The organism is Halogeometricum limi (assembly GCF_900115785.1).
Lineage (GTDB): Archaea > Halobacteriota > Halobacteria > Halobacteriales > Haloferacaceae > Halogeometricum > Halogeometricum limi.
Genome location: NZ_FOYS01000002.1, coordinates 647,347 through 660,327 on the forward strand (window position 1 = coordinate 647,347; position 12,981 = coordinate 660,327).

General features: G+C 65.7%; 13 protein-coding genes. 6 read left to right on the forward strand and 7 right to left on the reverse strand.

The window, feature by feature from the left end; translation table 11 throughout:
- Nucleotides 1-26: 26 nt before the first annotated feature.
- Genes BM282_RS08250 through BM282_RS08260 form a run of 3 tightly spaced genes read right to left on the reverse strand, consistent with a single transcriptional unit; the run spans nt 27 to nt 3,836 of the window.
- Nucleotides 27-1,727: a methylmalonyl-CoA mutase family protein gene (locus tag BM282_RS08250; protein ID WP_089879136.1), complete on the reverse strand. Its 1,701-nt coding sequence runs from the start codon at nt 1,725-1,727 to the stop codon at nt 27-29.
- Nucleotides 1,728-1,783: 56 nt separating this feature from the next.
- Nucleotides 1,784-3,157 (reverse strand): outer membrane protein assembly factor BamB family protein, encoded by a 1,374-nt coding sequence (locus tag BM282_RS08255; protein ID WP_089879140.1) that lies wholly within the window; start codon nt 3,155-3,157, stop codon nt 1,784-1,786.
- Between the two features lie 40 nt (nt 3,158-3,197).
- Nucleotides 3,198-3,836, reverse strand: coding sequence for an FAD-dependent oxidoreductase (locus BM282_RS08260; RefSeq protein WP_089879518.1), 639 nt, complete (start codon nt 3,834-3,836; stop codon nt 3,198-3,200).
- Nucleotides 3,837-4,080: 244 nt separating this feature from the next.
- Between BM282_RS08260 and BM282_RS08265 the strand changes: the two genes are divergently transcribed.
- Together BM282_RS08265 and BM282_RS08270 are read left to right on the forward strand one after the other, a co-directional pair.
- Nucleotides 4,081-5,826, forward strand: coding sequence for a 2-oxoacid:acceptor oxidoreductase subunit alpha (locus tag BM282_RS08265; protein ID WP_089879143.1), 1,746 nt, complete (start codon nt 4,081-4,083; stop codon nt 5,824-5,826).
- 3 nt (nt 5,827-5,829) lie between these two features.
- Nucleotides 5,830-6,693, forward strand: a complete 864-nt coding sequence (locus BM282_RS08270) for a 2-oxoacid:ferredoxin oxidoreductase subunit beta (protein WP_089879146.1) — start codon at nt 5,830-5,832, stop codon at nt 6,691-6,693.
- An 88-nt stretch (nt 6,694-6,781) separates the two neighbouring features.
- Here BM282_RS08270 and BM282_RS08275 read toward each other — a convergent pair whose 3' ends face one another.
- Nucleotides 6,782-7,159 (reverse strand): DUF7344 domain-containing protein, encoded by a 378-nt coding sequence (locus BM282_RS08275; protein ID WP_449271685.1) that lies wholly within the window; start codon nt 7,157-7,159, stop codon nt 6,782-6,784.
- A 164-nt stretch (nt 7,160-7,323) separates the two neighbouring features.
- On the opposite strand from BM282_RS08275, the gene BM282_RS08280 reads away from it, so the two are divergent.
- Complete coding sequence (locus BM282_RS08280) at nt 7,324-8,136, forward strand: TrmB family transcriptional regulator (RefSeq protein ID WP_089879152.1); 813 nt, start codon at nt 7,324-7,326, stop codon at nt 8,134-8,136.
- 71 nt (nt 8,137-8,207) lie between these two features.
- Here BM282_RS08280 and BM282_RS08285 read toward each other — a convergent pair whose 3' ends face one another.
- On the reverse strand, nt 8,208-8,852 hold the full coding sequence (locus BM282_RS08285) for a DUF6517 family protein (RefSeq protein WP_089879155.1): 645 nt from the start codon (nt 8,850-8,852) through the stop codon (nt 8,208-8,210).
- An 85-nt stretch (nt 8,853-8,937) separates the two neighbouring features.
- Nucleotides 8,938-9,135, reverse strand: coding sequence for a hypothetical protein (locus tag BM282_RS08290; RefSeq protein WP_089879157.1), 198 nt, complete (start codon nt 9,133-9,135; stop codon nt 8,938-8,940).
- 140 nt (nt 9,136-9,275) lie between these two features.
- Between BM282_RS08290 and BM282_RS08295 the strand changes: the two genes are divergently transcribed.
- The 3 genes from BM282_RS08295 to BM282_RS08305 all read left to right on the forward strand — a co-directional run bounded on the left by BM282_RS08295 (nt 9,276) and on the right by BM282_RS08305 (nt 11,838).
- Nucleotides 9,276-10,643, forward strand: coding sequence for a geranylgeranyl reductase family protein (locus tag BM282_RS08295; RefSeq protein WP_089879160.1), 1,368 nt, complete (start codon nt 9,276-9,278; stop codon nt 10,641-10,643).
- An 86-nt stretch (nt 10,644-10,729) separates the two neighbouring features.
- Nucleotides 10,730-11,563 (forward strand): aldo/keto reductase, encoded by an 834-nt coding sequence (locus BM282_RS08300; protein WP_089879163.1) that lies wholly within the window; start codon nt 10,730-10,732, stop codon nt 11,561-11,563.
- A gap of 77 nt (nt 11,564-11,640) precedes the next feature.
- Entirely contained in the window at nt 11,641-11,838 is a 198-nt protein-coding gene (locus BM282_RS08305) for a DUF7333 family protein (RefSeq protein ID WP_089879168.1), read from the forward strand.
- On the opposite strand, the gene BM282_RS08310 is transcribed toward BM282_RS08305, so the two are convergent.
- Nucleotides 11,839-12,969: a DUF373 family protein gene (locus BM282_RS08310; protein WP_089879172.1), complete on the reverse strand. Its 1,131-nt coding sequence runs from the start codon at nt 12,967-12,969 to the stop codon at nt 11,839-11,841.
- Nucleotides 12,970-12,981: the final 12 nt, after the last annotated feature.

Below are 12,981 nucleotides of genomic sequence, written 5' to 3' on the forward strand. Positions count from 1 at the left end.
CCGCGTGACGGGTACGGCGAACGGTCTCAGACCACGCCGATTTTCTCGCGGTAGGTGCCGTGCTCTTCGGCGAACACGTCCATTATCTCGCCCATCGTGACGTAGACTTTCACGGCTTCGACGAGGGCGGGCATCACGTTGTCTCCCGCCTCGACGGCCGCCCGGACGTCGTCTAACGCCGCCGCCACGGCGTCGTCGTCGCGTTCTTCTTTCACCTCGGCGAGGCGCGCCAACTGCCTGTCCTGCGTCTCCTCGCCGACGTGGAGGAGGTCCGGTCTGGTGTCTTCGTCCATCGAGTACTTGTTGACGCCGACGACGACTTCCTCGCCCTCTTCGACGCGTTCTTGGTACTCGTAGGACGCCTCCTGAATCTCGCGGTGGAAGTAGCCCTCGTCGATGCCGGCGAGGACGCCGTCGCGGACGGAGCCCTCACCCATCTCGCGAAGTTCCTCGATGTAGGCCATCGCCTCCGCTTCCACCTCGTCGGTCAGCGACTCGACGAAGAAACTGCCGCCGAGTGGGTCGATGGTGTCGGCCGCGCCGGACTCTTCGGCGATTATCTGTTGGGTCCGGAGGGCGACGCGAACCGCCTCTTCGCCCGGCAACGCGAGCGCTTCGTCGAAACTGTTCGTGTGGAGACTCTGCGTCCCGCCGAGGACGCCCGCCAGCGCCTGAATCGTCACGCGGACGATGTTGTTCAGCGGTTGCTGGGCCGTCAGCGACTGCCCCGCCGTCTGCGTGTGGAACTTCAGGCGCTTCGATTCGGGTTTCTCGGCGTCGTACCACTCCTCCATCACGCGGGCGTAGATGCGCCGGGCGGCGCGGAACTTCGCCACCTCCTCGAAGATGGAGTTGTGCGAGTTGAAGAAAAACGAGAGGAGCGGAGCCACCTCGTCGACGTCCATCCCGCGTTCGACGGCGTCCTCGACGTACGCGAAGCCGTCGGCGAGGGTGAACGCGAGTTCCTGTACGGCCGTCGACCCCGCCTCCCGGATGTGGTAGCCCGAGACGGAGATGGGGTGGAACTTCGGCGTCTGTTCGGCGGCGAACTCCACGGTGTCGGTCACGATGTCCAGCGAGGGGGCGGGCGGGATGACCCACTCTTTCTGCGCGATGAACTCCTTCAGCATGTCGTTCTGGAGGGTGCCGCGAATCTCCTCGCGCGGGACGCCCTGTTGGTCCGCGAGCGCGACGTACATCGCGTAGATGACGGGCGCGGAGGGGTTGATGGTGAAGGAGGTGGACACCTCGCCGACGTCGATGCCGTCGAACAGAATCTCCATGTCGCGGAGGGTGTCGACGGCGACGCCCTCTTTCCCGACTTCGCCGTCGGAGAGGGGGTCGTCGGAGTCTTTGCCCATCAACGAGGGCATGTCGAACGCCGTCGAGAGACCCGTCTGGCCGTTCTCGACGAGGAAGTGAAAGCGGTCGTTCGTCTCCTCTGCGGTGCCGAACCCGGCGAACTGCCGCATCGTCCACGTCCGACCGCGGTACATCGTCGGATACGGACCGCGCGTGTAGGGGAACTCGCCGGGGAACCCGAGGTCCGCCTCGAAGTCGAGGTCGGCCACGTCGTTCGGGGTGTACAGGTCGTCGACACCGAGGTTCGAGACGGTCGCGAACCGGTCTTTCCGCTCACCGAACCGCTCTCTGGCGGGGTCGCGGGTCTCCGACTCCCACTCCTCGCGGGCCTCACGGATGTCCGCGAGTTCGTCCTCGTCGTACATGGCGCGGAATTGTGCGGACAAATGATTAAGGATTCGGGTCGCGGTCGGTGAGTCGCTCAGCCGAGGACGGCGAGGTTCCCGTCCCAGTCCGTGGCGTACAGGCTCTCGCCGACGACGCGGAGGTCACGCGGGTGGAAGCCAACCGGCCGGAGCCACCGTCTCTCGCCCGTCCGTCTGTCGAGTGCGAGGACGCCCGCGCCGTCGCCGGCGCTGTTCGAGAAACTGTTCACGGTCGGCGCGTAGCCGAGATACAGCGTCTCCCCGGCGACGGTCGGAACGGTGAGAACGGCGAACGGGCGGGTCCGCGACGAGACGGAGTCGACCTCTACCCGTCGAGACCACGCGACGGTGCCGTCGTGTCGGTCGATGGCGTAGACGGTCGCCCGGAGGCCGCCGGTGACGGGGATGGTGTCGCCGACGTAGTAGCGGTCGTCGTCCGCGGCGGCGACGCTCGCCGCGCGGCCGTGCGCGCCGGAGGTGTAGTGACCCGAGAACGACCACGAGTGTTCGTCCGTCTTTCCCGTTCGGCGCTGCGCGCGGAGCGTGTACGCCGTCTCGACGTTCGACCGACCGGCCACGGTGGTGAGCGCGTGCGTGTCCGAGAGCACGGGTGCGCTGAGAAATCCGTCGGCCTCGTCGCCGTAGCCGTAGACACCCCGTCCGTCGACGAGGAGCAGAGAGTCGCCGTCGCGGTCGGGCCCGGTGAAATACAGGCGGTCTTCGGCGAGTGCCGCTCTGGAGACGAACCGGCCGTGTCCGTGTTCGTTCCACAGCCGAAAGCGTTCCTCGCCGTCGAGCGAGAGGCCGTGCGCGCCGAACGGGGTCGTCAGTTGGACGCGGTCGTTCCCGACGGCCGGTGTCGTCGGTCGGAAGTTGTCTCGGCTGTCGGCGAGGAACGACTCGTGGACGTGCTCTCGGAGGTACGCGTACAGGTCGAACGTCCACCGGGCGTCGAGCGTCTCCGCGTCGAAGGCGTACACTCTCCCCTCGCCGGTGCTGTAGAGCGTGTCGTCCGCGAGAACGGGACTCCCGGGGGCGTCTTCGAGCGACGAGCGTTCGAGAACCGACCCGTCGTCGGGCGAGAGCGCGCGGAGTTCGTACGCACCGTTGGACCGCCACAGGACGTACGCGCGGTCCGTCGTCGCCGCGCCGAGAGAGACGCCGCTCCCGGCGTCGTCGTGTCGCCAGCGCACCTCGGGGTCGTCGCTCGGGCCGGGTTCCGTTCGAGCGTAGCGGGTGTTTCGCACGTCGTAGTTCGGGTACGCCCACCGACCGGGCGTCGGGTCCGACGACGACCCGATGTCGTCGGCTTCCAGTTGCGCGGGTTCCTCGGGCGTCGTCAGCGACGAGAGCGACGAACACCCCGCGAGGCCGGAGAGCGCCGTCGCGCCGACGGTAGCGAGGAGCGTTCGACGGGTGGGGAGGGCCATCGCTGACGACGACGACACAGAGTGAAAAGAAGCTTCTCCCTCAGCCGAAGTTCTCGACTTTCGCCGCGTCCGCGTCGCCGCCGGCGGCGTCGATAGCCGTCTCGGCCGCTTCGACGAAGTCCGCGAAGCCGTAGACGAACACCTGTTCGTCGTCGTCGCCCGTGACGACGTCGGTGACGGCGGGCCCGATTTCGCCGTCGGTGACGACGACGGACGCACCGGCGTCGCGGAGCGCATCTAGCCTCTTCTCGTGCGCGGGCGCGTCCGTCCGATAGACGATTGCCACCTCGTTGTCGTCGGCGACGGCCGCCTCGCCGATACCGACGGCGGGGCCGACGCCGGGTCCGCCCGCGAGGACGACGACGCGCGATTCGCCGTCGTAGTAACTCTTGCCGAACGGTCCGGACACGTCGAGTTCGTCTCCCGACTGCAGGTCGACGAGGAACTGGCTGAACGGGCCGGCCTCATCGGGGTCGATACCGACGGTGACCTCGAACGTCTCCGCGACGTCCGGCGACGAGAGCGTGTAGAATCGGCTGTACTCCTCGCCCTCGACGGTGGCGGAGAGTTTGACGAACTGGCCGGGTTCGGCCGCGAAGCCGTCCGGCGTCTCGAACTCGATGGCGACCGTGTTGGGTCCGACGTCGTCGACTGCGACGACGCTGACTGTCGCGTCCATGGTCGTCGGTTCGGTATCGTCGCCGAAGGGTCTTGCCATCGCGGCGACGGGAGACGCGGGGTGCCGACGACTCCGGTTGACGAACGCGTCATTAATTGCCGGGCACGTGCAGAAATAGCGCAGCGAGAGGTCCGGAACTGCCCGCACGGTAGGGGATGTTCAGCATTTCCGACGATTGGATTGTTCACCGTTCTCAATGCCTTTCAGAAGGCTTTTCATCGGTCCATGGGTACCCCTCACCCACATGCCTGCGGACTTCAACTGGGCCATCGGCGGGGAAGCCGGCGATGGCATCGACTCGACGGGGAAGATCTTTGCCCAGGCACTCTCTCGGGCTGGACGACACGTCTTCACCTCGAAGGACTTCGCGTCGCGTATCCGCGGTGGCTACACGGCGTACAAAGTCCGGACAGCAGTGGACCCGGTGCAGAGCGTCGTCGACAGACTCGACGTGCTCATCGCACTCACTCCTCGAACCATCGAGGAGAACTTAGACGAACTGCACGAGGGTTCGGTCATCATCTACGACGGTGAGCGGACCACGATGCAGAACGTCGAGATACCCGAGGGGATGATTGGGCTGGACGTCCCCCTCAAGAGCCTCGCGGAGGAAGCCGGTGGCGCCATCATGCGCAACGTCGTCGCACTCGGTGCGGCGTGCGAAGTCGCCGACTTCCCCATCGAGAACCTCGACAGCGCACTCGAGAAACGCTTCGGCTCGAAAGGCCAGCAACTCGTCGACAACAACAAAGAGGCTGCCCGAGCCGGGCAGGACTACGTCGCCGACGAGTTCGACCACGAGTTCGACTACGACTTAGAGACGACCGACGAGGACTACGTCCTCCTGAACGGCGACGAGGCCATCGGGATGGGCGCCATCGCCGCCGGCTGTAAGTTCTACGCCGGCTACCCTATCACGCCCGCGACGGACGTGATGGAGTATCTCACCGGTCGTATCGACAACTTCGGCGGCCACGTCGTGCAGGCGGAGGACGAACTCTCCGCCATCAACATGGCGCTGGGTGCGGCACGCGCCGGTGCCCGTTCGATGACGGCCACCTCCGGTCCCGGTATCGACCTCATGACCGAGACGTTCGGTCTGGTCGCCACCTCGGAGACGCCGCTCGTCATCGTCGACGTGATGCGCTCGGGTCCCTCCACGGGGATGCCGACGAAGCAGGAACAGGGCGACCTGAACATGCTCCTGTACGGCGGGCACGGCGAGATTCCGCGGTTCGTCCTCGCGCCGACCACCATCTCCGAGTGCTTCTGGAAGACCGTCGAGGCGTTCAACTACGCCGAGAAGTACCAGACGCCGGTCTACCTGACGGCCGACCTCTCGCTCGCGGTCACCGAACAGACGTTCTCCCCCGAGGAGTTCGACATGGACCAGGTCGAAATCGACCGCGGCAAGGTCGTCGACGAGGAGACCATCGGCGAGTGGCAGAACGAGAAGGGCCAGTTCAAGCCCCACGCCATCACCGACGACGGCATCTCCCCGCGCGCGTTCCCCGGCACCGCCGAGGGCGCCCACATGTCGACCGGACTCGAACACGACGAACTCGGTCGTCGGACCGAAGACACCGACATGCGCATCGAACAGGTCGACAAGCGCACCCGGAAGGTCGAGACGGCAAAGGAGGAAGAAGACTGGAGTCCCCGCGAGTTCGGGAACGCCGACTCCGACACCGTCGTCGTCTCCTGGGGGTCGAACGAGGGCGCGATGGTCGAAGCCATGGAACTGCTGAAAGAGGACGGTATCGACGTTCGCTTCCTGTCGATTCCGTACATGTTCCCGCGCTTCGACCTGACCGAGACGTTCGAGGACGCCGACGAGGTCATCGTGGTCGAGTGTAACGCCACGGGACAGTTCGCCGACGTCGTCGAACACGACACGCTCACTCGCGTGAAGCGGGTGAACAAGTACAACGGTGTCCGGTTCAAGGCGGACGAACTCGCCGCGGACATCAAGCAGACGATGGAGGCCTAAGCTATGAGCTCCGAAATCCGATTCACGGACTTCAAATCCGACAAGCAACCCACCTGGTGTCCCGGCTGCGGTGACTTCGGGACGATGAACGGCATGATGAAGGCACTCGCGAACACGGGGAACGACCCCGACAACACCTTCGTCGTCGCCGGTATCGGCTGTTCCGGGAAGATCGGGACGTACATGCACTCGTACGCCCTCCACGGCGTCCACGGGCGCGCACTCCCCGTCGGCGCGGGCGTCAAACTCGCGAACCCCGACCTCGAAGTGATGGTCGCCGGCGGCGACGGTGACGGCTACTCCATCGGCGCGGGCCACTTCGTCCACGCCGTTCGGCGCAACGTCGACATGACGTACGTCGTGATGGACAACCGAATCTACGGCCTGACGAAGGGGCAGGCGTCGCCCACCTCGCGCGAGGACTTCGAGACGTCGACGACGCCCGAAGGGCCCCAGCAACCCCCGGTCAACCCGATGGCACTCGCCCTCTCGGCCGGTGCGACGTTCATCGCGCAGTCGTTCTCGACGGACGCGCAGCGACACGCCGAAATCGTGCAGAAGGCCATCGAACACGACGGCTTCGGCTTCGTCAACGTGTTCAGTCCGTGCGTCACGTTCAACGACGTGGACACGTACGACTACTTCCGCGACAACCTCGTGGACCTCGCCGAAGACGACCACGACCCACACGACTACGAGGCCGCAAAAGAGGTCATCCTCGACGCGGACAAGGAGTTCCAAGGCGTCGTCTGGCAGGACGAATCGTCCGTGCCCTACGACGAGAAGCACGACCTCACGGAGAACATGTCGGAGATAGACGACGGCGCGCCCGAGGGCGCGATGGACCTCGTCCGCGAGTTCTACTGAGAACGCATCCGACGACGAGCGAGACGGTGCGGCGCGGCCCGAATTTTTCTTTCTTCCCGAGAGTCGCAGATGAGAGACCGGTCGACCGCTACTCGGCCGCCGTCGCTCCACCGAACTCGGCTTCGAGCGTGTCCGACGCCTGCGAGAGGAGTTCGAGTTCGTCCGCGTCGAATTCGGTGACGAGTTGCGCGTCGGCGTCGTACGTCAGGACGCCCGCCATCTCGAGTTTCGGGAGGTGGGTGTGGTGCAGTTGTACTTCGAGGCGACTGAGTCGCATCGGTCCGTCCGGCGTCGCCGTCTGCGTCTGTTCTGCGATGGCGTTCGCGACCGCGGATGTCATCTCCGACAACGGCGTCGGGACGTCCTGTGCCCGCGCGGTGACGACGATTGCTCGTCGAATGCGATGGCCGAGAAGACCGTAAACGGCATCTCGTTGCAGGGATGGAGAAGTCACAATTATCCTCACGCACTGATGATACAAATAACACGTGTGAGGACGAATGTAACAACATCTGTCTGAAACGTCTACGCTCGTATATTACTCTGGTGGCCGAAACGGCGGAAAATGGATGAAAGAACCGGGAGAACCGGCCATCAGCGTTATACCCGTCCGACGTTCACACGGCGAGTATGCCCACGTACCAGTCGGAGACGGCGACGGAGAACGCCGTCGGTGCACTGAGTAGTCTTGGCCTCACGAGTTACGAGGCGAAGTGCTACGTCGCGCTCCTCAGGTTGGGCCGTGGCACCGCCCGTGAGGTTGCAGACGTCTCCACCGTTCCGCGTTCCCGCGTCTACGACGCGATGAAGTCCCTTCACGAACAGGGGTTCGTCGACATCGAGTACTCGAACCCCAGGACGTACCAGCCGGTGTCGTTAGAGCGTGCGCTCGAACTCATCTCCAGTCGTCGAGAGGACCACGAAACGGCGCTCCGAGAGGCCGCCGCACACCTCCCGGCGACGGACGTAGACGACGGCGGCGACGACGACGGCGTCTGGACCGTCGCGAAACACGACCACGTCCGCGACAGAGAGTCCCGACTGCTCGACGCGGCGACGGACCGCGTCCTCGCCTACGCCCGCGCCGAGAGCCTCACCCAACCGTTCCTCGGCGACGTCGCGCGTCTCCTCGAACGCGGCGTCGAGGTGACGCTTCTGGTCGACAGCGAGGCGGCGAGACGCCGCGCAGTCGACGAGTTGGGCGAGGACGCCGCCGTCGTCAACCTCGAAGAGTCGCTTCGACTCGTCCGCCCCGACGACGGCGACAGTGGACACGTCGCCCGAGCGTTCTCCGTCGACTACGAGGCGGCGATGGTCGTCTCGGCGGAGGTGAACGGACACACCGGGACGCGCCGCGAGTCGGCCGTCTGGAGTCGCGGAAACGGACCCGGTATCGGGTTCGTCCACCTCGTCACCGGCACGCTCGACGCCGCGACTCGGTGACGCCCGACGGCGCCGGGCGGCGGCGACTCGCCACCGACCCGAGAGCGTCCGACCGCTCCGAGAGAGGCTGGTTATCCGCCGACAGCGCGGTACTCGGCCGCCGCGAGCATCCGTTCGACGGCCCCGCGTTCGTCCATCGTCGCCGGGTGGACGGACAGGGCGAGGACGACGTCGTCTCCGTGTTCGACGGCCACGACGTGGACGCGAACGTCGACGCTCCCCGCTTCGGTGTCGACGACGCCCGCGTACGTCGTCAACGGAGCCGTCGCCCCGAGGAGTTCGACGTCCCGCGTCGACAGTTCTCTGAGGTCGGTGACGTTCTCCACGTTTCCGAGCGTCCGGGCGCGACTCGCGAGTTCGAGGCCCGTCCTGACGACGCCGGGGTCCGTCACGGCCCGGAGCGGGTTGGCGGAGATGCCGGCGACGCGCGCGTTCGGCGACGTGACGACGAGGAACGCGGCCGTCTCGTTCTCCCCGGTGGTCCGCGAGTAGCCGGCGACGTGGTTCGTCACCGACACCTCGCCGCCGACGCCGGCGACGCCGACGGGGACGCGGAGCGGAACGCTCGTCGCGTTGCCCGCGACGTACCCCTCGCGTTCGTAGGCGGACGACGGTACCGTCGTCGCTCCGGCGTCGGCGCTCGCGAGCGTTCCCAGACAGCCCGAGAGCGCGACGACGAGGACGATACAGCCGATTGTCAGTGAACGACGAGACACGGCGCTGATACGACGTGCGAGACGATGACCGTTGCGCCGGGCGGACGCGGAGTCGCCGTCGCCGCCGCCCTCCGAGCGATTCGTCTCACTCGTCTCGGTCGTCGACTCGTTCGACGTGCAGGCGGTAGCGGGCGCCGCAGTCGAGACAGCGCGCGTCGCTCGACTCTATGAGGTCGGTGACTAGTACCTCCCCGAACTCGCACTCGGGGCAGTCGTAGACGAGCGAGTCGCCGGCGATTCGGTGCGCGAACGCGTTCGTGTTCTCGGTGGTGAGTTGTGACATCGTGTCTCCCCCGATTGCTTGTCAACTCGCACCACACTAACTGTAATGCCGCTTTTGCGTCCCCCGAAAAACACCAGAACCAGTCGTTCGAGCGGCAGATACGGTTTATTTTTATGAGGGCCGCTGAAACATGAGGTAACATGCCAGCGGAAGCCTACGACATGGTCGTCGTCGGTGGAGGGACGGCCGGTGCCTTCGCGGCGGCCACCGCGGCGTCGGAAGGACTCGACGTCGTTCTCCTCGAGCGGAAACCTCGGGAGAAAGCGGGCCACATCGCCTGCGGTGACGCCATCAAGGGCACGAGCACCTTCCCCGACGTCATCGACCTCGACTATCTCAAAGACGAATCGTTCACCAACCAGAACGTCACCCGGGCGGTGTTCGAGAACCCCGCGGGAGACGACCTCGACGTTCCGTTTCGCGCCCCCGGCGCGGTCCTCGACCGGAAGCGGTACGGCGAGATAATCCTCGAAGAGGCCGAGCGTCTCGGGACGGAGATGCACTACGACACTGTCGTCCAGGACGTGACGCAGGACGACGACGGCCGCGTCACGGGCGTTCGAGCGAAGCGCAACGGTAAGACCGTCGAGTACGACGCCGAGGTGACCATCGACGGGGCGGGTGCGCTGTCGCTCCTACAGGACAAGACCGACTTCTCCGGGACGCAGTTCGACACCAACGTCTCCTACTCGCAGTTCTGCTCTGCCTACCGCGAGGTCATCGACGTTCCCGAACCGGTCGACTACGACGACGCCATCGTGTTCAAACCGACCGAAGAACTCGGCTACCTCTGGTACTTCCCGCGCAGTGCCACCGAGATAAACGTCGGCCTCGGCTTCCAGATGACCGAAGAGCCGATGAAACTCGTGGAGGTGCTCAAAGAGGACATCCGCTCGCGCCCCGAACTGAGAAACGGGACGGTGACGGACAAACTCGGTGCGGCCCTGCCGACTCGGCGCCCGTACGACTCCGCCGTCGCGCCCGGTTTCATCGCCGCGGGCGACTCCGCGGGTCACGTCAACCCGACCACCGGCGGCGGTATCCCCGGCGCGGCCAAGTCCGCCCACTGGGCGGCCAAACACGCCGTCAGGGCAATCTCGGAGGGCGACGTGAGCGAAGCGAACCTCTGGGAGTACAACCGCGACGTGATGACGGACTTCGGCAAGCGGTTCGCCGCCATCGACCTCTACAACATCTGGGGGATGGCCCACGAGATGGACGAACTCGTCGAAATCGTCTCGTTGCTCCCGGGTCAGCAACTGCTCGACTCGCTGAGCAAAGGCTCCTCGGAGATGAGTCTCGGTCTCAAACTGGAGACCATCGTGAAGACGTTCGGACACTGGGACTCGCTGTACGAACTCTACCGCGTCCGAAAACGCGCAAAAGAGATCACGACGCTCTACAACGCCTACCCCGCCTCGCCGGACGCGTTCGACGCCTGGCAGAAGAACCGTGACCGCGTGATGGACGACCTGTACGAACTCACCGGCGCGGACCCCAAGTACTGAGTACGGGGCGCACACCCACACGCTACGGTACGCTCTCGCCTCTGCCGCAACGTCTTTTGCGCTCACGGACGTCGTTCGAGTCGACTATGTCTAAGCAGTCTCTCACCGACGCGGACGTGCCGCGAGCGAACGGGATGCCGATGCTCGGACTCGGAACGTGGCAGAACGACGACCCGGACGACTGCGCGAAGGCGGTCGAGACGGCCCTGAACATGGGGTATCGTCATATCGACACCGCACAGATTTACGGCAACGAAGAGGCCGTCGGTCGCGGTATCGAGAACGCCGACGTCGACCGCGAAGACGTCTTCCTCGCGACGAAGGTGTGGATAGACTACCTCTCGTACGACGACGTGAAGACGACCACCGAAGAGAGTCTGAAGAAACTCGGCGTCTCGTCGGTCGACCTGCTCTACATCCACTGGCCGGCCCGCGAGTACGACCCCGAAGAGACGTTCCGCGCGTTCAACGAACTGTACGAGGAGGGCAAGATAGACCGCATCGGCGTCAGCAACTTCCGACCCGAGGACCTCGACACGGCCGTCGAGTACTCCGAGGCCCCCGTCTTCGCGAACCAGGTCGAGTGCCACCCACTCCTCCAGCAGGAGGACCTCCGCGAGGCGTGCGAGAAACACGGCGTCGAAGTCGTCGCGTACTCACCGCTCGCCCGCGGTCAGGTGTTCGAGGTGCCGGAACTCAACGAAATCGCGGACAAACACGACGTGAGCGAAGCGCAAGTCTCGCTCGCGTGGCTTCGCGAGAAGGGCGTGACGGCGATTCCGAAGGCGACGAGCGAAGACCACATCAGCGACAACTGGGAATCGCTCCGCGTCGAACTCGACGACGAGGACGTCGACCGCATCGACGGCATCGAGCGAACCGACCGCCGCGTCGACCCCGACTTCGCTCCCTGGAACTGACGACGGGACGCCCCGTCGTACCGGCGCGACCGTCTCTCGCAGAAACCCATTAGGTGCCCGCGTCCCAACGTCTCGGTATGGAGTACAACCTCACGGTGACCGCCGGCGCCCTCGTCGGCCTCGTCGCACTCGGAACCGTCGCGCTCGTCGTGATGGGGTTCATGGCCACGAGTACCGTCCTGATGATGGTGACGCCAGCGATGCTCGTCTTCGGTGCCATCTGTCTCGCACTCGGCGTCAAACACGGCGAGTACCGCGCGCGGAGCGCCCGATAACTACGGTTCGACCGCTTCTTCTCGCGTCTCGGCGTCGCCTCCGTCCTCGCCGCTCATCGTCGCGGCGATACGGACGCCGACGACGCTGACGACGATTCCGCTCACGATGAACAGCGCGAGTCGCTGCCGCGCCGAGACGGGCCAGCCGAACAGTTCCGCCCCGAGGAGGATGCCCTCTCGTTCGAGGAACCAGCCGGCGAACCCGCGGACGACGAGTCCGAGAGCGACGACGCCGAACGGGAGGTTCAGGTACTGGCGACTGACGCCGTCGGTGCCGATGAGTTCGTCGAGCAACCGCCCGGCGCTGGCCGTCAACGCCGCGAGCGCCAACCACGGGACGGCGTGGTAGACGAACTCCATCGTCGAGACGAGGGCCGCGCCGGTACCGGTGCCGCGCGGCGTCACCTCCAGTGCGCCGAGGAACGCGCCGACGAGCGTGAGACCCGCCCCGACGACGTAGGTGACGATGGACACCTGCCCGGAGTAGAGCGCGTCTCTGACCCTGTCGGGCGACTCCGCGAGGAACTGGTCGATGGCGAGTCCCTTGTACAGAAGCGCCGCACCGAGGAGCGACGCGAGGCCGGCGAGCGCGATGGCCGGAGAGAACTGCGTGAGTAACAGCGGCATCAAGAGCAGCGTCGCGCCGAGGGGAACCAGCACCGTCGAGCGGAGTTCCTCGTCCGCGAGAAACTGCTTCAGGAGGTAGTACGTCGACTCGATGTCGTGGGCCTGCCGGACGACGACTCTGTCCACGGAGTCGACGCGGAGTCTGCTCTCGATGACGGGGACGACGCGTTCGTCGCCCGCGCTGTCGACGACGACGATGGCCGACTCGGGGTCGTACTCGTCGACGAGTCGGTCTATCTGCGCGGCGAGCGAGCGGTCCGCGCCCGTCAGCGTCTCGCTGACCCCCGAGACGACGGCGACGACGGCGTCCTCCTGTTCGTCGCGCAGGTCACGCGAGACGCGGAGGGCTTCGAGGATGCAGTTCACGTTCGAGTCCTCCGGGTCGGCGAGTCCCACGTCGGTGACGAGCGAGCGGACCGCTTCCCACCCGACGACGGGCGTCGTGAGACCCGCCTTCCGTCCGATGTCGTTCGAACGGTCCACACAGAGGACGAGCGTGGTCACAGGCGTGCGAAC